This is a genomic window from Roseomonas sp. F4, from assembly GCF_053891155.1.
This window is the reverse complement of record NZ_JBSSHK010000002.1, coordinates 107,822-133,203: the sequence shown is the minus strand read 5'-3', so window position 1 is coordinate 133,203 and position 25,382 is coordinate 107,822. Positions and strand designations below refer to the sequence as shown.

The window sequence follows — 25,382 nt, the reverse complement described above, 5'->3', positions numbered from 1 at the left end:
TCAGCCCTCCTTGCCGGTGCCGGCGCGACCGCGCATCAGTCCGACGACCTTGTCCTTGGTTTCCAGCAGCCGCGTCACCCGTGCGCCGAGCGCGAGCAGGGAGGCAAGCCTTTCGGTCTCCAGCCGCTTCACATCGTCGTACCAGGTGGTCAGCTGTTCGATCAGCCCGTGCATCTCGGCCATGCGGTGCTGCGCGTGGCGTTCCTCGGCGCTGCCCGGCGTCTGCATCAGCAATTCGCGCAGCACGGAGAGGGTCGGGTCCACCTCCCGCTTCTTCCGCTCCTCCGCCAGGGTGCGCAGGATCTGCCAGACATCGTCGGGGGTGGTGAAATGGTCCCGGCGGTCATTGGGGATGTGCTTCGGAATCGCCAGGTTCCAGGCCTGCAACTCCTTCAGCCCCATCGAGACGTTGGAGCGGGAGACGCCCAACGCGTCGACGATCTGCTCGGCATTCAGCGGGTCGGGGGAGACGTAGAGCAGGGCGTAGATCTGCCCCACGGTGCGGTTGATGCCCCAGCGGCTGCCCATTTCGCCAAAGTGCAGCACGAAGGCCTGGACGAGGGGTGGGAGGTTCATGACGGTCCGACATTTCAGGAATTTCTGAAATATCGGACGTCACAGCCATCCGTCAATGGGAATCCGGCGGACCCCGGGGGCGGGCCAGGCGCCCGCCCCCTTCGCAAAAAATCAGCGCGCCGCCTTGCGGATGTTCCAGGCGATGATGATGCCCGGCATGGCCAGCACGCCGGAAATGCGCGGCGTGACGGCGGAAGGCAGGTACCACTGGCCGTAGGGCACATAGGGCACCAGGCGATAGGCGCTGACATGCAGCTCCTCCAGGATGCGCTTCCGCTCCTCGGCATTCGCCGCATAGGGGAAGGCATCGATCAGCGCCTGATGCGCCGCATCGCAGGGCCAGCCCGGCCAGGCCCGGTCGCAGCTGGCCTGCATCGGCACATTGCCCACGGGGTCGGAGGCGCCGAGGCCGTTCCAGAAGGTCAGGCCGATATGCCAGCCGCCCTCGCTCGGCGGACGGCGATTGGCGCGGCGCCCGGCCATGGAGGCGAAGTCGGTGGCCTGCACATCCGTGCGGAAGCCCACGGATTGCATCTGCTGCGCCAGCACCAGGGTCGCGGTGTGGACGAAGGGATTGTCGGTGGGGTCCATCATGACGATGGGCGTGCCGTCATAGCCGCTCTCGCGCAGCAACTGCCGCGCGCGTTCCCGCGCCGCCGGGCTGCCGAGGCCGGCAGGCACGCCGGCATTCGTCTCCTGCGGGCTGCCGCAGACGAAGAAGGCGTGGCAGACCTGATACAGCGCCGGGTCGGGGAACATGCCCTGGAGGATTTCCTCCTGATTCACCAGCAGCATCAGCGCTTCCCGCGCGCGCGGGTCGTTGAAGGGCGGGTGGATATGGTTCATCCGGATCATGCCAGGCGCGCCCAGCGTATTGGTGCGGACAATCTGCATCCCCCGACGCTGCAACATCGGCAGGAAGTCCACGCCGGGGCTTTCGATATAGTCGATCTCGCCCTGGATCAGCGCCAGGGTCGAGGTCTGCGCATTGGCGATGTTCTGCCATTCGACGCGATCGACATGCACCACCTTGCCACCGGCGGTGCCGGAGGCCGGCTCGCTGCGCGGGACGTAGGCGGGGTTGCGGCGATAGACCACCGTGCTGCCCGGCACCCATTCCTCACGGGAGAAGATGAAGGGCCCGCTGCCGATGGCGTCGCGAATGGCGGTGAAGGGGTCGGTCGCGGCGATGCGGGCCGGCATGATGGCGGGCATATTGCCGGCCGGCTTGGACAGCGCATCCAGCATCAGCCCGTAGGGACGGTTCAGCGTCCACACGACCGTCTTGCCATCGGCCTCCGCCGTCAGGCTGGTGGTGATGGCCAGGATCTGCCGCCCATGCGGATCGCGCGCGCCCCAGCGACGCAGGGACGCCACCACATCCTCCGCCGTGACCGGCGCGCCGTCATGGAAGGCGAGCCCGTCGCGCAGCGTGAAGCGCCAGACCAGCGCATCGGCCGAGACGCTGTACTCGCCGACCATTTGCGGCTGCGGGCGCTGCTGGGCGTCGCGGCCGAAGAGTTGATCGTAGACCATATGCGCATGGGACTGCACCACGCCGGCCGTGGTGTTGATCGGGTCCAGCGTTTGCAGATCGGCATTGGGCACCATGCGCAGCACGCGCTCGGGCGGGATGGTCTGTGCCAGCGCCGGGCCGGCGAGAAGGCCGGCGCCCAACAGCAGGGCGGCAAAGCGGGTCAGCATGGGTGGTCCCCCGGGTTGTGCCGCTTTATGGACCGGCCGTTACAGATGCGACAAGGGCGTGGTCACGCCGCCACTTCGAAGGGTAGCACCCGTACATCCGAACCGGGGCGCGCCACCAGCACATGATTCGCCGCGATCGGCACCCAGCCGGCGCTGCGTTCATCCACCGGTTCCGACACCACCAGCACATTGCCGGCGACGCGGCGCCAGTACAGCGTGGGCGGCTTGCCATCCGACGACCAGCGGAAACAGGTCAGTGTCGTGCCATCGCTCTGCGCCGCGGCGAAGCGCAGCGCCTGGCTGCTGCCGGCGTCGTGCATCATCGCCAGCACGCGGCCCAGTGTGCGCGCCATGGCACCCACCGGATCCTCCGCCAGCCCATCGGCCAAAGCGGCGAGGAAGATCGCCTCGGTATCGCCGGTGCCCATGCGATGGTCGTAGAGCGTGTCGGGGATCAGCGCCTCCATCCGCCGCTTGATGCGGGCATAGTCGCCGACCTGGCCATTATGCATGAACAACTGGCGGCCGAGGCCGAAGGGGTGGCAATTGGCCCGCGTCGTGGCCGTGCCGGTGGAGGCGCGAACATGGGCGAAGAACAGGCGGGAGCGCACCTGGGCGCAGAGCGAGCGCAGATTCTCGTCCGACCAGGCCGGGCGAATTTCGCGGTACAGCCCCGGCTCCTCCCGCTCCCCATACCAGCCGATGCCGAAGCCATCGCCATTGGTGGGTGTCTTGCCCTCATCGGCATGCATCGACTGGTGGATCAGCGAATGCGCCGGGGCGCAGACCAGGTCGGAGAGGAAAATGGGTTCGCCGAGATAGGCGAGGAAGCGGCACATGGGCGCGGCGATCCGGATTGGTGACAGCGCGGCCAGGGTGCGTCCGCCGCGCGTCCAGGGCAAGCGGCGACCGTTGCCGCGCCCGTACCCCCCGCCTATGCTGCGCCGCACCGGCCGAGAGGCGCTCCGTCCCTACATGTCCCGCCCGCGCAGCTTCGACGAGGATGCCGTGATCGAGGCGGCGATGCGCCATTTCTGGCGGCATGGCTATGCCGGCACCAGCGTGCGTGATCTGGGCCAGGCGATGGGGCTTGGTCAGGCCAGTTTCTACAACGCCTTTGGCGACAAGCGCAGCCTGTTCGCCCGTTGTCTGGATCGCTACCTGGAAGCCGGCCTGCGCGCGCGTATCGCACGGCTGGAAGCGAACGAGCCTCCGCGCGCCGCAATCGAACTGTTCCTGCGGGAGATCATCGCGCGGTCCCTGCGCGACAGGCTGGGCTGCCTGCTGGTGAATTCAGCGCTGGAGGTGGCGCCACGCGATCGCGCCATTGCCGGCACCGTCGCGACGCGGCTGGCGGAGCTGGAGGGCTTTTTTCGCCGACAGGTCGAAGCCGGGCAGCGTGATGGCAGCATCGATGCCGGGCGCGATGCGGCGGATGTGGCGCGGCTGCTGATGACGCTGGTGCTGGGCCTGCGCGTGCTGGCGCGCGGCCGGCCGGACCGGGCGGTGATGGAAGGCGCGCTGCGCCAGGCGCTGAGCCTGCTGGACCCGCCGCACGGCCGATCGGCAAAGACGTAGCGAGCGCCGCCATGCAATATCCGTTCAAGGTGCCCTTCGGCCCGCGCGTCGCCGCCTTCTTCCGGCACCATCAGATCTGGCTGTCGCACCCCTTCGGCCTGGATGACGTCTTCCCGCCGGGCGGCGAGTTGTTGATCTCCGCGCCGACCCTGGTCGAGCCGAACGCCACCATGCCGAAGCGCCGCTTCTTCGGCCTCGGCGCCTTCTCCTATTCCATCTCGGCGCTGCCGAACGTGACGCGCACCGGGCGCTATTGCAGCATCTCCTGGAATTGCAGCGTGATGGGCATCCAGCATCCAGTGAACCGCATCAGCACCCATGTCTTCGCCTTCCGGCCCTATTGGCAGGCGATCGCCAAGCGCCATTACGGCGACGCGCCAACCCCCGCGCCCTTCCAGGCGGAGCTGCCGCCCATCGAGATCGGCGACGATGTCTGGATCGGGCAGGATGTGCTGATGAAGCCCGGCATCAAGATCGGCCATGGCGCGATCATCGCCGCGCGTGCCGTTGTCACGAAGGACGTGCCGCCCTTCGCCATCATGGGCGGTGTCCCGGCACGGCTGCTGCGCTACCGCTTTCCGGAGGCCTTGCAGCAGCGCATCCTCGCCTCCCGCTGGTGGGACTACCATGTGCGGGACTTTGGCGGTCTCGACACCGGCGACACCGAGGCATTTCTCGATGGGCTGGCGGCGCGGGTGGAGTCCGGCGCCATCAGCCCCTACGCGCCGGGCCGCATCGATCTGGCGCCGGCGCTGCGGGACTGGATGGCGGCAGGGGTCGACTAGCTGGCTGCAACACGCTTCGGCGCAGCAGCGCCACGGGCCTTGGCCACGCCCTGCGGGAAGCCGCTGAGATCCCTGCCCCGTATCGTCACCCCGCCCGAGACAGGCTGGCCACGCCCGTGCCGTTTGGTCAGTGCGCGACTGGTGAACAGGTCCAGCGCCGTCACGCCGGCGACGAAGCCCAGTGCCAGCACCGCACGGCCGCGCGCCGGGTTGCCGGGGCGCAGCGCGGTCAGCAGGGTCGCAGCGTCGATCGCATCGCCGATCACCCGGCTGCGCAGGCCGGCGCCGCGATCGACGGAGAGCGACATCACGCCGCTCGCCACTTCCCGTGCCCCATAGCCGCGCATCAGATGCGCCTGCCCGGGCAGGCCAAGTGCGCGGCTCATCCGGCGCGGCGCCACGATCTGCGCCACGCCGAGGCCCAGGCTGAACCAGCCCAGCATCCGCGCCAGGCGATCCACCAGGCCGAGCGAGCCGGGCATGCGCCGTTGCGTGCGGGGGCGACGAACAGGGGTCATGGCGTTCATGGCTTCAGCACCACCTTGATGCAGCCGTCCTGCTTGTTGCGGAACAGGTTGTACATCGCCGGCCCCTCCTCCAGGCTCGCCTCATGGGTGATAACGAAGGAGGGGTCGAGCTGCCCATCCTCGATCAGGCGCAGCAACTCGTCGGTCCAACGCTTCACATGTGTCTGGCCCATGCGGATGGTCAGGCCCTTGTTCATGGCGATGCCGAAGGGCAGCTTGTCCACCAGCCCGGCATAGACCCCGGGCACGGACAGGATGCCGGCCGGGCGGCAGACATAGATCATCTCCCGCAGCACATGCGGCCGGTCGGTTTCCAGCATCAGCATCTGCTTGGCGCGATCCATCAGCGTGTCGGGCTGGCCGAAGCCGACATGGCTTTCCATGCCCACCGCGTCGATGCATTTTTGCGGCCCCTTGCCACCGGTCAGCTGATCCAGCCGATCGATGACGCTGTCTTCCTCGAAGTTCAGCGTGATGGCGCCGCCGGCGGCCGCCATGGCCAGGCGCTCCGGCAGACGATCGATGGCGATGACCTGCTTCGCGCCGAGCAGGACGGCGCTTCGGATCGCCATCTGGCCGACCGGGCCGCAACCCCAGATCGCCACCGTGTCGTCGGGCTCGATGTCGCACTGCTTCGCGGCCTGCCAGCCGGTGGGCAGGATGTCGCTGAGGAACAGCGCGTGCTCATCGCTCATCCCATCCGGCACCTTGATATGGGTGTGGTCGGCGAAGGGCACGCGCAGATATTCCGCCTGCCCGCCGGGATAGCCGCCGGTCAGATGCGTGTAGCCGAACAGTCCGGCGCCACCGTGGCCGAACATCTTGTCGGCCAGCTCCTTATTGCGGTTGGTGGTCTCGCAGACCGAGAAGTTGCCGCGGCGGCACTGCGGGCAGTTGCCGCAGGTGATGGTGAAGGGCACCACGATGCGGTCGCCCTTCTTCAGGCTGCCCTTCGCCGCGGCGCCGACCTCCACCACCTCCCCCATCGTCTCATGGCCCATGATGTCGCCGGACTTCATGGCGGGGATCAGGTTATGGAACAGATGCAGGTCGGAGCCGCAGATGGCGCAGCTGCTGACCTTGATGATGACGTCACGCGGGTCCTCGATGGAGGGATCGCTGACCGTGTCGCAGCGAATATCCTCTTTTCCATGCCAAACCAGGGCGCGCATGCGAACTCATCCTTAATGTCAGAGACCTAAGCGCGGCCGTGCGGCTGGGTTGCCGCGCGGCCCGTCACGGTGCCGCGACAGCGCCCCGCGCAGGGGAGGAACCCAAGCCGTCACGCAGCCGTGTTGACGGAGGGATGGACAGCGCGCTTCCGCGCAAATACAAAACCATAAGGTTTAGTGTTTGGAAGGAAACCTCCATGGCCTATGTCGATGGCTTCGTCATCGCCGTCCCCGCCGCGAACAAGGAGGCCTACCTGGCCGCCGCCGAGCGGGTGCTGCCGCTGTTCAAGGAATATGGCGCGACCCGCCTGGTGGAATGCTGGGGCGACGACGTGCCGGAGGGGAAAGTCACCGACTTCCGCCGTGCCGTGAAAGCAACGCCGGAGGAGGTGGTGGTCCTTTCCTGGGTCGAATGGCCGTCCAGGGCGGTGCGGGATGCCGGGATGGAACGCCTGAAATCCGACCCGCGCGTGCCGCCTGGCGACATGCCTTTCGACGGCCAGCGCATGATCTTAGGCGGCTTCACCCCGATCCTCGACGCCTGAAGGGAGGTTCCGATGCCAAATCCCCATGGCAGCTTCATCTGGTATGAGCTGCTGACCAAGGACACCGACGCCGCCGCCCGCTTCTACGGCCCCATTCTGGGCTGGACGGCGGCCCCCTTCGCGGGGTCGGAGATGGGCTACACCGTCTTCTCCCACGGCACCCAGGGCATTGGCGGGATGATGGCCGCGCCCCCGGGCGTGGCGCCGGTCTGGCTCGGCTATATCGTGGTGGACGATGTCGATGCCACCGTCGCTCGTCTCGCCGCCGCCGGCGGCGCCGTGCAGATGCCGGCGCGGGACATCCCCAAGGTCGGCCGCATCGCCATGGTGGCGGATCGCGACGGCGCACCCTTCTACGTCATGCGCGGCGCCAGCGACCAGCCGAGCCAGAGCTACGACGCCGACGCCGTCGGCCATTGCGCCTGGAACGAGCTCTCGGCCCGCGATGCGGAGGGAGCGGTGGACTTCTACGCCACCCATTTCGGCTGGCAGCGGGGGGAGCCACTTCCGATGGGGCCGATGGGCACCTATCAGTTGATGGAGCTCGGCGGCCGCGCCTTCGGCGCCATCGCCCCGGCGCAGGGCGGCATGCCGCCGATCTGGCGCTTCTATTTTCGGGTGCCCCGCATCCAGGCGGCGCTGCGGCAGGTGGTGGAGCTGGGCGGGACAGTCGCGATGGGGCCGATGGATGTGCCGGGCGGCGACCAGATCCTCATCGGCACCGACCCGCAGGGCGCCGAGTTCGCCTTGGTCGGCAAGCCGGATTGAAAAGGGCGCCGGGGCCTATTCCTCGTAAATCATCTTCCGCGTCATCCCGCCATCGGTCCGGAATTCGGCGCCGGTGACGAAGCCGGCCTCCGGCCCCAGCAGCCAGGCGGTCAGGGCCGCGACATCCGCCGGCTGGCCAACGCGGCCGGCGGGGTGTTGCGCATGGTCCTCCGGCCGCAGCGGGTCCCCCGCCGTGTCGATCCAACCGGGGCTGACGCAGTTCACCCGCACATCCGGCCCCAGGCTGACCGCCAGCGCATGGGTCAGTGCCACCAGCCCGCCCTTCGATGCCGCATAGCTTTCCGTATTCGGTTCCGACTGGATGGCGCGGGTGGAGGCGATGGTCACCACGGCGCCCTTCGCCGCCCGCAGCATCGCCTCCGCCTCCCGCACCAGAAGGAAGGTCGCGGTCAGGTTGGTGGCGATGACGGCGGACCATTCGGCCAGCGACAATTCGCGGATCGGCTTGCGGATCATGAAGCCCGCATTGGAGACGAGGCCATCCAGCCGCCCCTCCTCCGCCCGGATGTCGTCGACCAGCGCGGCGACGGCCGCCTCATCCGCCACATCGGCGCGGAGAAAGCGTACCCCTGCCAGCGCCTCCGCCGGCAAATCGCGGTCCACACCCACCACGCGCCAGCCATCCCGCGCCAGCCGCGCGGCCACGGCCCGACCGATGCCGCGCGCGGCGCCCGTCACCAGCGCCACCTTCCTCGAAACGGTCATGGGGATCCTCCTGCCGCTGCAACGCCAGGCGGGGGTGTTGGTTCGGCTGGTCCTCGATCTCCGGACTCCGCTTCAGGACGGCTCTGTGCAGAAGACCTGGGAGGGCTCAGCGGCACAGCGAATCAGGCGGACCATTTCCTTGGCATCCGCTGTCAGGCACGACCATGACGCGGAATAGATGTGCTGGCTGGACGGCGCCGAGATGGTGATCCCGGCGAAGTCATGGTGTCCACGCAGGCAGCCTGGTCGTTCAGCGCCGTTCAACAGGATTCGACGCGCGAGCCGCTGGACCTCGCGCGCCTGCTGCGTTGAGACCGGACGCTCCGATGCAACCCGCGCCTCGCCCCATCGCGGCCCCAACGCAGGGTGCTGCGACAGTTGCGTGAACGCGTAGGTGCGAACCCGTGGGACGTTGTTCGACGCCGCTGGATGATCGACAAGCTCGACCCGTATCGGATCGCCGCTGAAAAGAGCCCCGCCGCCGGCGTCATAGCGGACACTGACGATGTGCCAATGCTCCGGGACCGTGCATCCCCCGAATGCGACGATGCCAGCCAAGGCGAGCGCAGCGCGGCAGGCCGGCCATTGCGGCATTATCGATGTCACCTCAGCCCAGGTCTTCCTCAAGCGCGTCGGGTTCGCAAGCCGTTACGTTATCCCGCCTCCGGCGCGCAATACAGTCGGTACAGCGTCTCCAGCACCGCTGCCGCTTCCGGGCTGGCCAGGCGGTAGAAGATGGTCTGGCCGTCGCGCCGCGTTTCCACCAGCCGCAGGTCGCGCATCCGCGCCAGATGCTGCGACAGGGCGGAGGGGGCGAGGTCGACCAGCTCGGCCAATTGGCCGACGGATTTCTCGCCCTCCACCATGTGGCACAGCGCCATCAGGCGCTTGCCATTGGCCAGGGCGGACAGCAGCCGTGCCGCCTCCTCCGCCTTCGCCCCCAGCGCCGATATGGCCGCCTCGTCCATCCCGCCTCGCTTTTGCATATCAGGGCCGTGCGGCAGAGCCGGAGGTCAGCCTTGCCGCAGCCGTTCCGGAATCTGCAGGCCCAGGCGCAGCGGCACCGGCCAAACTTCCCGCACCACCCGCATGATGCGGAAGCCGGCCTCGACGTAGTTCGGCAAAGCGCGCGGATGGTCGGCGGTGCAGGTGTTCACCGTCAGCAGGCGCGGCCCCTCGGCCCAGGCGGTGTCGATGGCATGGCGCAGCAAGGCGCGACCCGCGCCATGGCCGATGGCCTGGGGCATCAGGCCGAAATAGGACAGGTTGGTGCCGTAATCGCCGCCGCGACGCTCCAGCTCATAGAAGCCGGCCGGCTCGCCGCCCTGGTACAGGACATGGATGCTGATCTCGCGCCGCGCCAGCAGCGCCGCGATTTCGGTATCCGGCACGGTGCGCCGCAGCCACCACAGGTAATCGCGGCCGACCGTGTCATACAGATAACGATAAAACGCCACCGAACAGGCGGCCAGCCGCACCACGCCGACGCCGGGCGGGAAATCCGGCGGCGCGCCGGTGGGCGGCGCATCCATGCGCAGGAAGGTGACATCCACCTCAACCCGCTGCACCGGTTCGCGGATGCCGCTGCGCACCGGCGTTGCCATGGCTCAGTTGTCCAGGAAGCTGCGCAGCTTGCGGCTGCGGCTGGGGTGTTTCAGCTTGCGCAGCGCCTTGGCCTCGATCTGGCGGATGCGCTCGCGCGTCACGTTGAACTGCTGGCCGACCTCCTCCAGCGTATGGTCGGTGTTCATGCCGATGCCGAAGCGCATCCGCAGCACCCGTTCCTCACGCGGCGTCAGGCTCGACAGAACCCGCGTGGTGGCTTCGCGCAGATTGGACTGGATCGCGGCATCCAGCGGGATGATGGCGTTCTTGTCCTCGATGAAATCGCCGAGGTGGCTGTCCTCCTCGTCGCCGATCGGCGTTTCGAGGCTGATCGGCTCCTTGGCGATCTTCAGGACCTTGCGGACCTTTTCCAGCGGCATGCCGAGCTTCTCGGCCAGTTCCTCCGGCGTCGGTTCGCGGCCGATCTCGTGCAGCATCTGTCGGCTGGTGCGGACCAGCTTGTTGATCGTCTCGATCATATGGACCGGGATGCGGATGGTGCGCGCCTGGTCCGCGATGCTGCGGGTGATCGCCTGCCGGATCCACCACGTCGCATAGGTCGAGAATTTGTAGCCGCGGCGGTACTCGAACTTATCCACGGCCTTCATCAGGCCGATATTGCCCTCCTGGATCAGATCCAGGAATTGCAGGCCGCGATTGGTGTATTTCTTGGCGATGGAGATGACGAGGCGCAGATTGGCCTCGATCATCTCCTTCTTCGCCTGGGTCATGTCCCGCTCGCCGCGCGACACGGTCTGGTAGACGCGGCGGAAATCCGGCACCGGCAGGCCGGTATCGGCGGCCACCCGCGCGATCTCGGCGCGGATCGCCTCCGCATCGTCCTTCGACCTCGCGACAAAGGTCTTCCAGCCGCGCGTCTGCAGCTTGCTGATGCGTTCGAACCAGCTCGGATCCAGCTCGCTGCCGCGCCACTGTTCCAGGAATTCCTCGCGCTTGACCTTCTGGGCCTCGGCGAGGCGCAGTACCTGCCCTTCCAGCGTGGTCTGGCGGCGGTTCAGGCCCTTGAGCTGGTCGACCAGCTCCTCGATCCGGTTGTTGTGGAGCTGCACCTTCTCCACCAGCGCCACCAGCTCCTGGCGCTGCTTCTCATAGGTCTTCTCGGAGCGCTGGGAGTTCTCGCCGCCGGAGGTATAGGCATCCATCCGCTTGGAGGAGAGCTTCTGCAACTTGCCGAACAGGCTCTCGATCTGTTCGAAGGCGAGCAGGGCCTCCGGCTTCAGCTTTTCTTCCAGGGCGGAGAGCGACAGGCCGACGCCTTCGGCCGCCTCGTCGCCTTCCTCATATTCCTCCTCGGGCGGCGGGGTGCCCTCGGGCGTGTTGGCACCGGCCGTCGCCTCCAGGTCGATGACATCCCGCAAAAGCATGCGGCCTTCCTTGACCGCCTCATGCCAGGCGACGATCGCCTTGAAGGTCAGGGGGCTTTCGCACAGCCCCCCGATCATCATGTCCCGCCCGGCCTCGATGCGCTTGGCGATGGCGATCTCGCCCTCGCGGGACAGCAGCTCGACGCTGCCCATCTCGCGCAGATACATGCGGACCGGGTCGTCGGTGCGGCCGAGATTGGCCTCATCGACATTGCCGCCGCCTTCCTCGTCGTCCTTCTCGTCTTCCTCGGCCTTGGCGGGCTTGTCGGCCGCGGCCTCGCCGTCCTCCGTCTCCTCGGATTCGACGACATTGATGCCGAGCTCGTTGAGCGTCGCCATCGTGTCCTCGATAAGCTCGGAGGACACCTGCTCGGACGGCAGGGCGGCGTTCAGATCGTCATAGGTGACGTAGCCGCGTTCCTTGCCGCGGGCGATCAGCTTCTTGACCGCGGCCGTCAGGGTGTCGAGCAGCACGCCTTCCACCGCTTCGTCGCGCCCATCCGCCGTGTCGGTGCCATTCGCGGCCTTGCTCGCCATGCCTTTTCCCGCTCCGTCAAAGGCGCCCTGGCCAGGCCGGGCCTGGGCCCCGCCTTTGCCTGCGCGAATTCGCCACGCCCCGCGCCACCGCGCGCCACCCGCCCAACCCCGTCAGCTGGAGGAGCCGGCCGGCAGGGCCACCTCCTCCGCCTCCGCTTCGCCGCGGCGCTGCGCCGACAGCAGCAGCGTCAGGCGGATGAGCCGCTGCTGCGCCCGGGCCTGGACGACCGGATCGGTCGTTACCGCGTCCCAATCGCGCCGCGCCGCCGCGAGGTCTTCCATCAACTCCGCTTCGCCTCGCAGCAACCCGTAGAAGTGCCACCAGGCATCCAGCACATCCTTCGGCTGGGCGTCCGCGCTTGCGGCCTCCGGCAGGCCGGGGTCCCGCAGCAGGCCGGTTGTCAGCTCCGCCAAGCCTATGCCGGCGAGTTGGTCCATCAGAAGGGTTGAGTCAAGTTCGTGGCCCTCCGCCAGCCAGGCGAGAACGCGGTCGCGGCACTCCGCGAGGCGCGCATCGCCCGGATTGATCGCCGCGAAACATTCTTCCACCTCCGCCAGCAGCCAGGGATGGCGCAGCGTGATGGCGAACAGGGCGGCGGCCTGGGCGGCGCGGGTGCGTTCCAGGCTGATGGTCGGACGGTTGCGCGGCGGCGCCGGCGGCTTGCGACCAGGGCCACCGCCGCGCCCGCCTGGCTGTGGCCGGCTGGCGGCGAAGAAGCGATCCAGCAAGGCGCGGCGATATTCCGCCGCCAGCGTCTTGTCCGGGATGGCGTTCGCGGCCTCCGCCAGGCGATGGCGCAGCGCGGCGCGCTGTTCCGGGGTGCTGGCGGGGCGGCCCTCGGTCAGCAGGGCATAAAGCGCCTCCGACAGCGGCCGGGCGCCGTCCAGCACGGTGGCGAAGCCGGCCGGGCCGCGGCGGGCCACCAGCGTGTCCGGGTCCTCGCCCTGTGGCAGGGTCGCCAGCTTCAGGCTGCGTTCCATGGTCAGCAGGGGCAGTGCCGCTTCCGCCGCGCGGGCGGCGGCGCGGCCGCCGGCGGCGTCGCCGTCGAAGCACAGCACGGGCTCCGGCGTCAGCCGCCACAGCTCCTCCATCTGTTCGGGCGTCAGCGCGGTGCCCAGCGGGGCGACGGCACCGGCGAAGCCCGCCTGATGCAGCGCGATGACGTCCATATAGCCTTCCACCACCACCACCGGCTTGCCGCGAAAGGCGCCTTCCTTGGCGAGGTCCAGGCCGTAGAGATTGCGGCGCTTGGAGAACAGGCTGGTCTCCGGCCCGTTCACATATTTCGGCTGGCCGTCGCCCAGCGTCCGCCCACCGAAGGAGATCACCCGGCCGCGCCGGTCGCGGATCGGGAAGATGACGCGGTTGAAGAACAGGTCCGTGTAGCCCTCCCCCCCTTCCCGCTCCCGCACCAGCCCGGCCTCCGCCAACTGGGCCGGGGTGATGCCATCGGCCTTCAGGTCCGCGGCGATGACGCCACGGCCGCCGCCGGACCAGCCGAGGCCGAAGGCGGCGATGGTGGCCTCGCTCAGCCCGCGCCGCTTCAGATAGGCCAGCGCCTCCGCCCCCTCGGGCAGGTTCAGCCGGCGGCGGAAGGCGGCTTCCACCGCTTCCAGCACGCCATAGAGGTCGCGGGCGCGGCGTTCGCGGGCGGCGGCTTCTGGCGTCGCCTGGGGGATCTGGAGGCCGGCCTCCCCGGCCAGGCGTTCCACCGCCTCCGGAAAACCAAGCCCCTCCGCCTGCATGACGAAGCTGATGGCATCGCCATGCGCGCCGCAGCCGAAGCAGTGGAAGTGGTCGTCATAGACGTAGAAGGAGGGGGTCTTTTCCCCATGGAAGGGGCAGCAGCCCTTCCAGTTGCGGCCGGATTTGGTCAGCCGCGTCTTGCGCTGGATCAGCGGCGCCAGAGCGGTCCGGTGACGAAGCTCGTCGAGGAAGTTGGGGGGCAGCGCCATGGATGCCACCCTTCCTAGCACCGATGACCCTGTCCAAGCGAAGGCCTCGCATAGCGAATTCTTCACAGCTTCGGCGGCAGAAGTGGCCGGTGTGACAGCCCAGACAAAACCCCCGCCGTCCCAGCCCCCACGCGCCGCCGGACCGAGTTGGCGCGAGGAACTGGCCATCGACTACAGGCCGATCAGCTTGGCCGAGCTGGCGGATGTGCTGGCGGCGCATCAGCGCCACCTGAAGGGCGAGAAGGGCGGCAAGCGCGCCGCGCTGAAATTCACCGACCTCGGCCACGTCAATCTGCGCGGGGCCATCCTGACGGCGGCCGACCTGACCGGGGCGCGGCTGGAAGGCGCCGACCTGGCGGAGGCCGATCTGCGCGACGCCTGCCTGTTCGGGGCCAATCTGCGCAAGGCCGATCTGGCGCGGGCGCAGATGCAGCAGGTGGACCTGCGCGGCGCCTCCCTGCGCGGCGCCCAGCTGATGCGCGCCAATATGACCGGCGCGGATCTGCGCGACGGCCTTCTCGTGCGGTCCCGGAACGGGGAGCTGGTGCCCTCGGGCACGACGGAGGGCCATGGCGAACTCTCCGAGGCCAGCGCCGCCAATGCCAATCTGACCCGCGCCAAGCTGTCCAACGCCTTCATCGTGCAGACCGATCTGCGCGATTCCAACCTGCGCCAGGCGGTCTTCGTGCGCGCCGATCTCAGCTGCACCGATCTCAGCGGCTGCAACCTGGAAGGTGCCGACCTGTCGGAGGCCAATCTGACGGGTGCGGTGCTGGAGGGTGCGATCCTGACCCGCGCGGTGCTGCGCTCCACCAATCTCAAGGGCGCCAATCTGCTGGGCGCGCTGCTGGATGAGGTGGACCTCAGCACGGCCAGGCTGGAAGGCGCGGAGATGACCCGCAAGCTGGAGAATATGGAAGGCGCGGTCGGCACCGCCCTTCGGCTGCACCAGGACTGGATCCGCAGCAATGGCCGGGACGGGCAGCGGGCGGATCTCTCGGCCTGCGACCTCAGCGGGCTCAACCTGGCGGGTGTGAATCTGGCGGCGGCGGTGCTGAAGCACGCGGCATTGCGAGGCTGCGACCTGACCGGGGCGGTGCTGGCCATGGCGGATCTCTCCATGGCCGATCTGCGCGGGGCGCGGCTGGCCGGCGCCAATCTGCGCGGTGCCAGCCTGGTGCGGGCCGTCCTGAACGAGGCCGATCTCAGCCGGGCGGAAGCCGGGCCGATGATGCTGAAAAGCGGCCAGAGCTGGCCCACCAATTTCACCAATGCGCGGATGGTGCGGGCGAAGCTGGTGGGAGCGAACCTGACCCAGGCGCGAATCGCGGATGCCGACCTGACCCAGGCCGATCTGCGCGAGGCCGTGTTGTTCGAGGCGGAACTGATGGACGCCACCATGACCATGGCCGACCTGCGCCAGGCGGACCTGCGCGGCGCCAGGCTGATGGGGGCGGAGGGGCTGATCCTGCCGGGGCGCGACGACGACTGACCGCGGCGGCGGGCCCGTTGCCTCGCTGCGGGCGATCCTCGATCATTCGGCTGTAGCTAAATATTTTATGCGATCTAAGGTTGCTTATGGTCAGCACGGAATCGCGCCGGCGGGAATGGTCGCTGGGTCTCAGCCTCGCGGCCGACAGCGTCATGCTGGTGGCCTATGCCGTGGTGTCCCTCGGCGCGGCCTCCCTGCCGATGCTCGCGGAGGCGCTGCGCGGCGGCATCCTGCTCCTGCTCGGCTGGGGGGTTTTCGGCATGATGCGCCGCCTGCATCGCGGGCATCTGCCCAGCTATGATTATGGCAGCGGCAAGCTGGAGCGTTTCGCGAACTTCCTGGTGGGCGGGCTGCTGCTGCTGGGCGCGGGCTGGGTCGTGCTGCGCAGCTTCGCCGCCTATGCCGCCGGCCCCACCTCGCCCGACCCTTCGCTGCACGGCTGGATGGTGGCGGCGCAGCTGCTGGCCGCGATGAATGTGGTGATCAACGCCCTGGCCTTCCTCGCGCTGTGGCGCGCCGGGCGGGACGGCACTTCCCTGCTCATGCGCGGCCAGGTGCAGGCGCGGGCGGGCAAGCTGGTGACCTCCCTTCTGGTGCTGGCGGCGGTGGCGGTGGCCGCGGCCTGGCCGGGCACGCGCATCGCCTGGATCGCCAATCTGGCGGGCGGCCTGTTCGTGGTGGCGGTGATGGCCAGCATCGGCATCGCCATGCTGCGGGAGACGCTGCCCGACCTGCTCGACCGCGCCCTGGAGGAGGATCTGCAACGCACCATCAACGCCACCCTCGGCGCGCATTTCGAGGCCTATGACACACTGGAGCGCGTACGGTCCCGCCAGTCCGGCCAGGACGTCCATATCGAGATCACGCTGGGCTTCGATGCGGGCCGCAACTTTGGTGAGGTGGCGGCCGCGGCCCGGATGATGGAACAGGAGCTGACGGCGCGGATACCCGGCGCCAGGGTCACCGTGGTGCCGGTGGCCTCGGCGACGGGATAGCTCTCAGCCGCCGAGGCGGGCCTTCACCAGGGGGCCGGCCTTGGCCATGTCCAGCACCGCGCCGTGCTTGGCGCGCAGCACGGCCATGACCTTGCCCATCTCCTTCACGCTGGTGGCGCCGGATTCGGCCACCGCGGCGTCCACGGCGGTCGCCATGCCGGCCTCGTCCATCTGCTGCGGCAGGAAGGATTCGATGACGGCGATCTCCGCCTCCTCCTTCTCCGCCAGTTCCGGCCGGTTGCCCTGGCGGTACATGGTGGCGCTTTCGGCGCGGGACTTGGCCATGCCGCGCAGCATGGCGACGATCTGATCCTCCGGCACCTTCTCCACGCCGCTGGGGCGGGCGGCGATGTCCACATCCTTCAGCTTGGCGGTGATCATCCGCAGGGTGGAGGTGCGCGCCGCATCCTTGGCGAGCATCGCCTCCTTCAGGCTGGCGGTGAATCGGCTGCGCAGGTCGTCGGCCATGGGGTATTCTCCTTCGATACGGGGATATAGCACGTCAGGGCCGATGGGAAAAATCTTCCCAGGCGCAGCCTCTGCTTGCGGTGGGAAGGAAATTCCCACATATCTTTCCCATGCGAAGCGTTGAAGAGATCATCACCCTGATGGGTGGACCGGAAGCCGCGGCGCAGCGGCTGAACATCGGCACCGAGGCCGTGCGCAAATGGCGCCAAGCGCGTGCCGTGCCGTCAAAGCACTGGTCCGCCATCCTGGCCGCCACCGGCCTGACCCTGGCCGACCTGCCGCAACCCCAGCCCACGCCCCGCACCCCCTCTCCCGGCAAGGACAGCAGCACCGTGACCCAGACCGCCCAGACCCCGCCTGCCGGCGCGACCGCCGCCCTGGTGCTGGCCGATGGCAGCGTCTTCTGGGGCCGCGGCTTTGGCGCCCAGGCGACCACCGTCGCGGAGATCTGCTTCAACACCTCCATGACCGGGTATCAGGAGGTGCTGACCGATCCCTCCTATGCCGGGCAGACCATCTGCTTCACCTTCCCCCATATCGGCAATGTCGGCGCCAATGCCGAGGATATCGAGGCCATCACCCCCGCCGCGCGGGGCCTGATCGTCAAGCAGGACCTGACCGAACCGGCCAATTACCGCGCCACGCGCCACCTGGATGACTGGCTGAAGTCCCACGGCGTGCCCGGCATCGCCGGCATCGACACCCGCGCCCTGACCGCCCGCATCCGCGACGGCGGTGCGCCGAATGGCGTGCTGGCGCATCCGGCTGATGGGCGCTTCGACATTCCCGCCTTGATCGAACAGGCCAAGGCCTGGCCGGGGCTGGAGGGGATGGACCTGGCGAAGGAAGTCTCAACCCGCCAGTCCTATGGCTGGGACGAGGCCGAATGGGCCTGGGGCCAGGGTTTTGGACGCCAGGACGCGCCGCGGGTGAAGGTCGTGGCGGTGGATTACGGCGCCAAGCGCAATATCCTGCGCTGCCTCGCCTCCGCCGGCTGCGCCGTGACCGTGGTGCCCGCCACCGCCACCGCCGAGGACATTCTGTCCCACAAGCCGGATGGCGTTTTCCTGTCGAATGGTCCGGGGGACCCCGCCGCGACGGGGGAATATGCCGTGCCGGCGATCCGCGGCGTGCTGGAGACGGGTCTGCCGGTCTTCGGCATCTGCCTCGGCCACCAGCTTCTGGCCCTGGCACTGGGCGCCAAGACCTACAAGCTCGACCGCGGCCATCGCGGCGCCAACCAGCCGGTGAAGGAGCTGGCGACGGGCAAGGTGGAGATCACCTCGCAAAACCACGGTTTTGCCGTGGACGATGCCAGCCTGCCGGAGGGCGTGGTGGTGACCCATCGCAGCCTGTTCGACGGATCGAATGAGGGCATCGCCAGCACCACGAAGCCGGCCTTCTCGGTGCAGTACCACCCGGAAGCGAGCCCGGGGCCGACGGACAGCCACCATCTGTTCCGGCGCTTCGTGGGGATGATCGAGGCGGCGAAGGGCTGAGCCATGGTCGAGCCCGGCAACCTGCTGGCCTTCGCGGCGGTGGCGCTCGGCATGGTGCTGACGCCGGGCCCGAACATGATCTATTTGATCAGCCGCAGCATTCTGCAGGGTCGGGCGGCGGGCTTCGTCTCGCTGGCGGGCGTGGCGCTGGGCTTCGTCTTCTATCTGCTCTGTGCCGCGCTCGGCATCACCGCCATCGTGATGGCCGTGCCCTTCGCCTATGACGTGTTGCGGCTGGCGGGCGCGGCCTATCTGCTGTTCCTCGCCTGGCAGGCGGTGCGCAGCCCGGGTACGCCCTTCGCGCCGCAGGCTCTGCAGCCGGACAGCCCGGCGCGGCTATTTGCCATGGGCTTCCTGACCAACCTGCTGAATCCCAAGATCGCGGTGCTGTACCTGTCGCTGCTGCCGCAATTCATCGACCCGGCGGGGGGCGATGTCTTCGCGCAATCCGTCACGCTGGGCGCCGCGCAGATCGCGGTCAGCGTCGCGGTCAATGCGATGATCGTGCTGGCCGCCGGCTCCGTGGCCGTCTTCCTCGCCCGCCGGCCGCTCTGGCAGCGGGTGCAGCGCTGGCTGATGGCGACCGTCCTGGCCGGGCTGGCGCTGCGGCTGGCCTTCGACGGGCGGCGCTGACATGCCCTCCGCCGACACGCTGCTGATCTTCGCCGCGCTCTCGCTCGGCCTGGCGGTCACCCCCGGGCCGAACATGCTCTACCTCATCTCGCGTTCCCTCGCGCAGGGCACCGGGGCGGGCATGGTGTCGCTGGTGGGCTGCCAGTTCGGCTCCTTCACCATCATGGTCTGCGCCGCCGCCGGCATCACCGCCGCGCTGCTCGCCATCCCCTATGCCTGGGACATTCTGCGGATCGGCGGCGCGATCTACCTGCTCTACCTCGCCTGGCAGAGCGTGCGGCCCGGCGGGCAGCCGATCTTCGCCGCGCGGCCGATGCCGCGTGAACCGCGCGCGCGGCTGTTCTGGGTGGGTTTCGCCACGGCGGCGCTGAATCCGAAGGTGGCGCTGTTTTACATGGCGGTGCTGCCGCCCTTCCTCGATCCGGAGCGCGGCAACCTGTTCCTCCAGGCCGCCATTCTCGGCTTCGTGCAGATCGCCATCTGCACGGCCTGGGACGCCGTGCTGGTCTGGGGCGCGGCCGGGGCGGCGCGCTTCCTCGGCGCCAACCCGACCTGGATGGCGGTGCAGCGCTGGGTGCTCGGCGGCGCGTTGGCGCTGCTGGCGGTGAAGCTGGCGACGGAAAGCCGCGCCACATGATCCCCGTCGCCGTCGCGCTTTTCGCTCTGGCCTATTCGGGCCTGGTGCTCTTCACCGTCGCCTCCTCGCTGCGTCGGCTGATGTCGCCGATGCGCGCGGCGCTGGGGGCCTTCGGCCTCTCCGTGCTGGTGCATGGCGCGACGACGCTGATGCTGGGGGAGGAAGCGCCGACGGCCCTGTACTTCTGGGGCATCCCCCATCTGCTGATCCTGCCGCTGCTGCTGTGGTCGGCGCGCCGGCAATCGACATGATGGCGCATGGCGGACAAGACCGATCTGCGGCAACCGGCGTGCTCGCACTCGTCGGCGCGGTCCTCGTGCTGCCCGTCTGTGTGGCGGCGCTCGTCGGCGGGATCGCAGGTCCGGAGAACTGGGAGCTGGCTTTCGAAGCCTTCTTCTACACGATCATCTTCCTGCTGATCTCGGCGCTGGCCACACCGGTCTTCCTGCTGTTTCGCCGTGTGCTGCGCTGGCAGCGCAGCACCGCCTTGCTCGCCATGCTTCTCGCCTCCTGGGCCATCCATGCGTTGCTGCTGTTCACCCGCGGGCCAGAGACGCCCGACTGGGAGGACGGCAAAGTGCTGGTGATCGAGCTTTCGCCCGTGATCGAGCTGCTGCTCCACCTCCCGATGATCCTCCTCCTGCGCTGGCTCGACACCACCGTCGCCAGCGCGCCTGACAGGTGAAACTCCCATGCCGAAGCGCACCGATATCAAGTCCATCCTCATCATCGGCGCCGGCCCGATCGTCATCGGCCAGGCCTGCGAATTCGACTATTCCGGCGCCCAGGCCTGCAAGGCGCTGCGCGCCGAGGGCTTTCGCGTCATCCTGGTGAACAGCAACCCCGCCACGATCATGACCGATCCGGGCCTGGCGGATGCCACCTATATCGAGCCGATCACGGTCGAGATGGTCGAGAAGATCATCGCCAAGGAACGGCCGGATGCGCTGCTGCCCACAATGGGCGGGCAGACCGCGCTGAACACCGCGCTCAAGCTCGCCGAGGCCGGCGTGCTGGAGAAATATGGCTGCGAGCTGATTGGCGCGAAGGCGGAGGTGATCGACAAGGCGGAGGACCGGCTGAAGTTCCGCGATGCCATGTCCAAGATCGGCATCGAAAGCCCGAAATCCGCCATCGCGCACACCATGGAACAGGCGCGCGCGGGCCTGGAACAGGTCGGCCTGCCCTGCGTCATCCGCCCGAGCTTCACCCTCGGCGGTACCGGCGGCGGCATTGCGTATAACCGCGAGGAATTCGAGCAGATCGTCGCCGCGGGCCTCTCCGCCTCCATGACCACGGAAGTCCTCGTCGAGGAAAGCGTGCTGGGCTGGAAGGAGTATGAGATGGAGGTCGTGCGCGACAGCGCCGACAACTGCATCATCATCTGCTCCATCGAGAATCTGGACCCGATGGGCGTGCATACCGGCGACAGCGTGACCATCGCCCCCGCGCTGACGCTGACCGACAAGGAATACCAGCGGATGCGCGATGCCAGCATCGCCTGCCTGCGGGAGATCGGCGTCGACACCGGCGGGTCCAACGTGCAGTTCGGCATCAACCCCGTCGATGGCCGCATGGTGGTCATCGAGATGAATCCGCGCGTGTCGCGGTCTTCCGCGCTGGCGTCCAAGGCCACCGGCTTCCCCATCGCCAAGATCGCCGCGAAGCTGGCGGTGGGCTACACGCTGGACGAGCTCAAGAACGACATCACCATGGTGACTCCGGCGAGCTTCGAGCCGACGATCGACTACGTCGTCGTGAAGATCCCGCGTTTCACCTTCGAGAAATTCCCGGGCACGCCGGCGACGCTGACCACCTCCATGAAGTCGGTCGGCGAGACCATGGCGATCGGCCGTTCCTTCGCGGAGGCGCTGCAGAAGGGCCTGCGTGGGCTGGAGACGGGCTTCACGGGGCTCGATGAGATCGAGGTGCCGGGCGACGGTTCCCACGCCGCCATCCGCACCTCCCTGGCGACGCCGAAGCCGGACCGCGCGCTGGTCGTGGCGCAGGCGCTGCGCGCCGGCATGTCCGTCGAGGAGATCCACGAGGCCTGCCGCTTCGACCCCTGGTTCATCCGCGAGATCGCCAAGATCGTCGACGCCGAGACGGAGGTGAAGGCCGAGGGCCTGCCGAAGACCGCCGACGGTTTTCGCACGCTGAAGGCGCTCGGCTTCGCCGATACGCGCCTGGCAAAGCTCACCGGCAAGACCGAAGCGCAGGTGTTTGCCGCGCGCGACGCGCTGGGCGTGCATGCCGTGTTCAAGCGCATCGACACCTGCGCGGCGGAGTTCGCTTCCGACACGCCCTATATGTATTCGACCTATGAAGGCGGCTTCGGCGCGCCGGAATGCGAATCCCGGCCGACCAACCGCCAGAAGATCATCATTCTGGGCGGCGGGCCGAACCGGATCGGCCAGGGCATCGAGTTCGACTATTGCTGCGTCCATGCCTGCTACGCGCTGCGCGATGCCGGCTACGAGACCATCATGGTCAACTGCAACCCCGAGACGGTCAGCACCGACTACGACACCTCCGACCGCCTGTATTTCGAGCCGCTGACAGCGGAGGATGTGCTGGCGATCTGCCGCAAGGAACAGGAAAGCGGCGAGCTGCTGGGCTGCATCGTGCAGTATGGCGGCCAGACTCCGCTGAAGCTGTCCCAGGCGCTGCACAAGGCCGGCATTCCGATCCTCGGCACCAGTGCGGAGGCCATCGACATCGCCGAGGACCGCGAGCGCTTTCAGCTTCTGCTGAAGTCGCTCGGCCTGAAGCAGCCGCAGAACGGCATTGCCCGGAACCTCGATGAGGCCTTGGTGGAAGCCGAGCGCATTGGCTACCCGGTGGTCGTGCGCCCGTCCTACGTTCTCGGCGGCCGCGCCATGGAGATTGCCTACACCCCGGCGCAGCTCCGCCGCTTCGGCGCAGAGGCCGTAAAAGTGTCGGGCGAGAATCCGATCCTGATCGACCAGTACCTGGCCGATGCCATCGAGGTCGATGTGGACTGCATCGCCGACGAGACCGGCGATGTCTACGTCGCCGGCGTGATGGAGCATATCGAGGAAGCCGGCATCCATTCTGGCGACAGCGCCTGCTCCCTGCCCCCCTATTCCCTGCCGCCCGCCATCATCACGGAGCTGAAGGCGGAGACGGAGGCGATGGCCAAGGCCCTGAAGGTCAAGGGCCTGATGAACGTGCAATACGCGGTCAAAGGCGGCGAGATCTTTGTTCTGGAGGTGAACCCGCGCGCATCCCGCACCGTGCCCTTCGTCGCCAAGGCCACCGGCATCGCCGTGGCAAAGATCGGTGCGCTGGTGATGGCCGGCGCGCATCTGAAGACCTTCGGGCTGGACGATACCGCCGTGTCACGCCACGTCGCGGTCAAGGAAGCCGTCTTCCCCTTCAACCGCTTCCCGAATGTGGATGTCATCCTCGGCCCGGAGATGAAATCGACCGGCGAAGTGATGGGCCTCGACCTGTCCTTCGAGAAGGCTTTTCTCAAGTCCCAGATGGGCGCGGGCGTAAAACTGCCGGAGACGGGCACGGCCTTCCTCTCCGTGAAGGATAGCGACAAGGCCGGCGCCGTCACCCTGGCGCGCCGCCTGATCGAGATGGGTTTCCGGATCCTTGCCACACGCGGCACCGCCGCCCGGCTGCGGGAGGTCGGGCTGGACTGCACGGTGATCAACAAGGTTGCCGAAGGCCGGCCGCATTGCGTCGATGCGATCAAGTCGGATGCGATCCAACTGGTGATCAACACCGCCAGCGGCGGGCAGAGCGTCTCCGACAGCTTTGACATCCGCCGCAGCGCCCTGACGCACGGTGTCCCGCACTACACGACACTCGCCGGCGCGCGGGCCGCGGTGCATGCCATCGCCGCCCTGAAGGGCGGAACACTTGATGTAACGCCCCTTCAGGCCTATTTTACACGCTCATTCTGAGCGGGCGGGGATGGGATCATACCCTTCCCCGCCTCGCCTGTTTCAGCGCGCCCCACGATCAGCCTGCCTGTCACCAGCCCCGTTTCAGGGCGCTGGCCAACAGCGGGCCGGGCGCGGGGTGCCCGGAGGAAGGACGCGACGTGCAGAAGTTCCCGATGACCGCGGAAGGCCTGGCTCGACTGACGGAGGAGCTGCGTGAGCTCAAGGTCGAGGAACGCCCCGCCGTGATCCGCGCCATCGCGGAAGCGCGGGCGCATGGAGACCTGTCCGAGAACGCCGAGTACCACGCCGCCCGGGAACGCCAATCCTTCATCGAAGGCCGCATCGCGGAGCTGGAATCGGTCATCCCCTCCGTCGAGGTGATCGATTCCACCAGCTTCACCGGCGACAAGGTGCTGTTCGGCGCCCATGTCACCGTGGTGGATGAGGAGACGGAGCAGGAGAAGACCTACCGCATCGTCGGCCAGTACGAAGCCGATATGAAGAATGGTTCGATCTCCAACTCCTCCCCGCTCGCCAAGGCGCTGATCGGCAAGAAGGTCGGTGACAGCGTGGAGGTGCCGGCCCCGGGCGGCGCCAAGGTCTATGAGATCGCTGGCGTCCGCTTCGTTTAAGCCATGAGCCCCGTGGTGAGCCTGACGCCGGTCGAGGCGCCCTCGATCGGCCTGGCGGATGTCCGCGCCGCCGCCGCTCGCATCAAGGGCGCGGTGCTGCGCACGCCGACCATCTTCTCCGACGCGCTGTCCCGCGCCACCGGCGCGCGGGTGCATCTGAAGCTCGACAATCTTCAGGCCACCGGCGCCTTCAAGGAACGCGGCGCGGCCAATCGCATCGCCCTGCTGACGCCGCGCGAACGCGCCGCCGGCGTCATCGCCATGTCCGCCGGCAACCATGCCCAGGCGGTTGCCCGCCATGCCTCGCTGGCCGGCATCAGCGCCACCATCGTCATGCCGCGATTCACCCCCGCCACCAAGGTGACCCGCACCGAGGGCTGGGGCGCCAAGGTGGTGCTGCATGGGGAGACGCTGGCGGAGGCTGCCGCCCATGCCCATGAGCTGGCGCTGAAGCAGGGGCTGACCTTCGTCCACCCCTATGACGATGTCGCCGTGATCGCCGGCCAGGGCACCGCGGCCCTGGAAATGCTCGAAGATTTCCCCGATCTCGACACGCTGGTCATCCCGGTGGGCGGTGGCGGGCTGCTGACCGGCTGCGCCGCCGCGGCGCTGGAGATGAAGCCCGGCATCCGCGTGATCGGCGTCGAGGTCGAAGGCTACCCCGCCATGGCCCAGCGCCTAGCCGGCCAGCCGGTCTCGGTTGGGGGCCCGACCGTGGCGGAGGGCATCGCCGTGCGCGACGTGGGCGAAGTGCCCTATGCCTGGCTCAAGCGCATGGGCATCGAGGTTCTGGTCGCCCCCGAACGCAGCGTCGAACAGGCCATCGCCCTGCTGGCGGAGGGCGCCAAGCTGGTGGCGGAGGGCGCCGGCGCCGCCGGCCTCGCCGCCCTGCTCGCCCATCCGGAGCGTTTTGTCGGCCGCAGCGTCGGCATTCCGATCTGCGGCGGCAATATCGATGCCCGGGCGCTGTCCAACGTGCTGCTGCGCCAATTGCTGCGCGACGGCCGCATCCTGCGGCTGCATTTCGACATTCCGGATCGGCCCGGCATGCTGGCGGACATCGCCGCCCGCATCTCCACCCTCGGCGGCAATGTCATCGAGGTGAACCACCAGCAGCTTTTCGGTGCTCCGACGGTTCAGAGCACCGAGCTGTATCTGATGGTGGAGGTGCGTGACGGCGCCCAGGGCAACGCCATCATCGCAGCCCTGCAAGCCGCCGATTACGTGGTCCGGCGGGGCTAG

The 25,382-nt window shown here is 68.2% G+C and carries 25 protein-coding genes and 1 pseudogene; 14 read left to right on the top strand and 12 right to left on the bottom strand.

The window, feature by feature from the left end; genetic code table 11:
* The 3 genes from ACVFYP_RS08075 to ACVFYP_RS08065 form a co-directional block, all read right to left on the bottom strand.
* Window positions 1-576 (bottom strand): GbsR/MarR family transcriptional regulator, encoded by a 576-nt coding sequence (locus tag ACVFYP_RS08075; RefSeq protein ID WP_499199651.1) that lies wholly within the window; start codon window positions 574-576, stop codon window positions 1-3.
* A gap of 111 nt (window positions 577-687) precedes the next feature.
* A complete protein-coding gene (locus tag ACVFYP_RS08070) occupies window positions 688-2,280 on the bottom strand; it encodes an ABC transporter substrate-binding protein (protein WP_499199650.1) in 1,593 nt (530 codons plus the stop codon).
* A gap of 62 nt (window positions 2,281-2,342) precedes the next feature.
* Window positions 2,343-3,182 (bottom strand): class II glutamine amidotransferase, encoded by an 840-nt coding sequence (locus ACVFYP_RS08065; RefSeq protein ID WP_499199649.1) that lies wholly within the window; start codon window positions 3,180-3,182, stop codon window positions 2,343-2,345.
* Between the two features lie 34 nt (window positions 3,183-3,216).
* Here ACVFYP_RS08065 and ACVFYP_RS08060 point away from each other — a divergent pair, with 34 nt between their 5' ends.
* Together ACVFYP_RS08060 and ACVFYP_RS08055 are read left to right on the top strand one after the other, a co-directional pair.
* Window positions 3,217-3,858 (top strand): TetR/AcrR family transcriptional regulator, encoded by a 642-nt coding sequence (locus tag ACVFYP_RS08060; RefSeq protein WP_499199648.1) that lies wholly within the window; start codon window positions 3,217-3,219, stop codon window positions 3,856-3,858.
* Between the two features lie 413 nt (window positions 3,859-4,271).
* Window positions 4,272-4,413, top strand: a pseudogene (locus ACVFYP_RS08055) (chloramphenicol acetyltransferase); the annotation flags it as partial.
* A gap of 226 nt (window positions 4,414-4,639) precedes the next feature.
* Here the strand turns inward: ACVFYP_RS08055 and ACVFYP_RS08050 are convergent.
* A complete protein-coding gene (locus ACVFYP_RS08050; RefSeq protein ID WP_499199647.1) occupies window positions 4,640-5,161 on the bottom strand; it encodes a hypothetical protein in 522 nt (173 codons plus the stop codon).
* A 5-nt stretch (window positions 5,162-5,166) separates the two neighbouring features.
* On the bottom strand, window positions 5,167-6,342 hold the full coding sequence (locus tag ACVFYP_RS08045; RefSeq protein WP_499199646.1) for a zinc-dependent alcohol dehydrogenase: 1,176 nt from the start codon (window positions 6,340-6,342) through the stop codon (window positions 5,167-5,169).
* Between the two features lie 197 nt (window positions 6,343-6,539).
* On the opposite strand from ACVFYP_RS08045, the gene ACVFYP_RS08040 reads away from it, so the two are divergent.
* Together ACVFYP_RS08040 and ACVFYP_RS08035 are read left to right on the top strand one after the other, a co-directional pair.
* Window positions 6,540-6,887 carry a DUF1428 domain-containing protein gene (locus tag ACVFYP_RS08040; protein ID WP_499199645.1) on the top strand — a complete coding sequence of 116 codons (348 nt, stop codon included), beginning with the start codon at window positions 6,540-6,542 and terminating at the stop codon, window positions 6,885-6,887.
* Between the two features lie 12 nt (window positions 6,888-6,899).
* Window positions 6,900-7,655 carry a VOC family protein gene (locus ACVFYP_RS08035; protein WP_499199644.1) on the top strand — a complete coding sequence of 252 codons (756 nt, stop codon included), beginning with the start codon at window positions 6,900-6,902 and terminating at the stop codon, window positions 7,653-7,655.
* A gap of 15 nt (window positions 7,656-7,670) precedes the next feature.
* Here ACVFYP_RS08035 and ACVFYP_RS08030 read toward each other — a convergent pair whose 3' ends face one another.
* The 6 genes from ACVFYP_RS08030 to dnaG all read right to left on the bottom strand — a co-directional run bounded on the left by ACVFYP_RS08030 (window position 7,671) and on the right by dnaG (window position 13,864).
* Window positions 7,671-8,381 (bottom strand): SDR family oxidoreductase, encoded by a 711-nt coding sequence (locus tag ACVFYP_RS08030; RefSeq protein WP_499199643.1) that lies wholly within the window; start codon window positions 8,379-8,381, stop codon window positions 7,671-7,673.
* A gap of 72 nt (window positions 8,382-8,453) precedes the next feature.
* The gene (locus tag ACVFYP_RS08025; protein WP_499199642.1) at window positions 8,454-8,975 is read right to left on the bottom strand and encodes a hypothetical protein; all 522 of its coding nucleotides are present in this window, start codon (window positions 8,973-8,975) and stop codon (window positions 8,454-8,456) included.
* Window positions 8,976-9,034: 59 nt separating this feature from the next.
* Window positions 9,035-9,349 (bottom strand): ArsR/SmtB family transcription factor, encoded by a 315-nt coding sequence (locus tag ACVFYP_RS08020; protein WP_499199641.1) that lies wholly within the window; start codon window positions 9,347-9,349, stop codon window positions 9,035-9,037.
* Between the two features lie 45 nt (window positions 9,350-9,394).
* Window positions 9,395-9,985: a GNAT family N-acetyltransferase gene (locus tag ACVFYP_RS08015; protein ID WP_499199640.1), complete on the bottom strand. Its 591-nt coding sequence runs from the start codon at window positions 9,983-9,985 to the stop codon at window positions 9,395-9,397.
* A gap of 3 nt (window positions 9,986-9,988) precedes the next feature.
* A complete protein-coding gene (rpoD, locus tag ACVFYP_RS08010) occupies window positions 9,989-11,908 on the bottom strand; it encodes an RNA polymerase sigma factor RpoD (RefSeq protein WP_499199639.1) in 1,920 nt (639 codons plus the stop codon).
* Window positions 11,909-12,019: 111 nt separating this feature from the next.
* Window positions 12,020-13,864 (bottom strand): DNA primase, encoded by a 1,845-nt coding sequence (gene dnaG / locus ACVFYP_RS08005; RefSeq protein ID WP_499199638.1) that lies wholly within the window; start codon window positions 13,862-13,864, stop codon window positions 12,020-12,022.
* A 91-nt stretch (window positions 13,865-13,955) separates the two neighbouring features.
* Between dnaG and ACVFYP_RS08000 the strand changes: the two genes are divergently transcribed.
* On the top strand, window positions 13,956-15,356 hold the full coding sequence (locus tag ACVFYP_RS08000; protein WP_499199637.1) for a pentapeptide repeat-containing protein: 1,401 nt from the start codon (window positions 13,956-13,958) through the stop codon (window positions 15,354-15,356).
* 86 nt (window positions 15,357-15,442) lie between these two features.
* Window positions 15,443-16,351, top strand: a complete 909-nt coding sequence (locus ACVFYP_RS07995) for a cation efflux transmembrane domain-containing protein (RefSeq protein WP_499199636.1) — start codon at window positions 15,443-15,445, stop codon at window positions 16,349-16,351.
* 3 nt (window positions 16,352-16,354) lie between these two features.
* Here ACVFYP_RS07995 and ACVFYP_RS07990 read toward each other — a convergent pair whose 3' ends face one another.
* A complete protein-coding gene (locus ACVFYP_RS07990; protein WP_499199635.1) occupies window positions 16,355-16,819 on the bottom strand; it encodes a GatB/YqeY domain-containing protein in 465 nt (154 codons plus the stop codon).
* A gap of 110 nt (window positions 16,820-16,929) precedes the next feature.
* Here ACVFYP_RS07990 and carA point away from each other — a divergent pair, with 110 nt between their 5' ends.
* From carA to ACVFYP_RS07950, 8 genes are all read left to right on the top strand, one after another.
* Window positions 16,930-18,318: a glutamine-hydrolyzing carbamoyl-phosphate synthase small subunit gene (carA, locus tag ACVFYP_RS07985; RefSeq protein ID WP_499199634.1), complete on the top strand. Its 1,389-nt coding sequence runs from the start codon at window positions 16,930-16,932 to the stop codon at window positions 18,316-18,318.
* A gap of 3 nt (window positions 18,319-18,321) precedes the next feature.
* Window positions 18,322-18,951, top strand: coding sequence for a LysE family translocator (locus ACVFYP_RS07980; RefSeq protein WP_499199633.1), 630 nt, complete (start codon window positions 18,322-18,324; stop codon window positions 18,949-18,951).
* Between the two features lies 1 nt (window position 18,952).
* Window positions 18,953-19,588 (top strand): LysE family translocator, encoded by a 636-nt coding sequence (locus tag ACVFYP_RS07975; RefSeq protein WP_499199632.1) that lies wholly within the window; start codon window positions 18,953-18,955, stop codon window positions 19,586-19,588.
* Window positions 19,585-19,839: a hypothetical protein gene (locus tag ACVFYP_RS07970; protein WP_499199631.1), complete on the top strand. Its 255-nt coding sequence runs from the start codon at window positions 19,585-19,587 to the stop codon at window positions 19,837-19,839. The genes ACVFYP_RS07975 and ACVFYP_RS07970 overlap by 4 nt, the downstream gene beginning before the upstream one ends.
* On the top strand, window positions 19,836-20,273 hold the full coding sequence (locus ACVFYP_RS07965) for a hypothetical protein (RefSeq protein WP_499199630.1): 438 nt from the start codon (window positions 19,836-19,838) through the stop codon (window positions 20,271-20,273). The genes ACVFYP_RS07970 and ACVFYP_RS07965 overlap by 4 nt, the downstream gene beginning before the upstream one ends.
* 7 nt (window positions 20,274-20,280) lie before the next feature.
* On the top strand, window positions 20,281-23,526 hold the full coding sequence (gene carB / locus ACVFYP_RS07960) for a carbamoyl-phosphate synthase large subunit (RefSeq protein WP_499199629.1): 3,246 nt from the start codon (window positions 20,281-20,283) through the stop codon (window positions 23,524-23,526).
* Window positions 23,527-23,666: 140 nt separating this feature from the next.
* Window positions 23,667-24,140: a transcription elongation factor GreA gene (greA, locus tag ACVFYP_RS07955; protein ID WP_499199628.1), complete on the top strand. Its 474-nt coding sequence runs from the start codon at window positions 23,667-23,669 to the stop codon at window positions 24,138-24,140.
* A 15-nt stretch (window positions 24,141-24,155) separates the two neighbouring features.
* Window positions 24,156-25,382, top strand: coding sequence for a threonine ammonia-lyase (locus ACVFYP_RS07950; protein ID WP_499199627.1), 1,227 nt, complete (start codon window positions 24,156-24,158; stop codon window positions 25,380-25,382).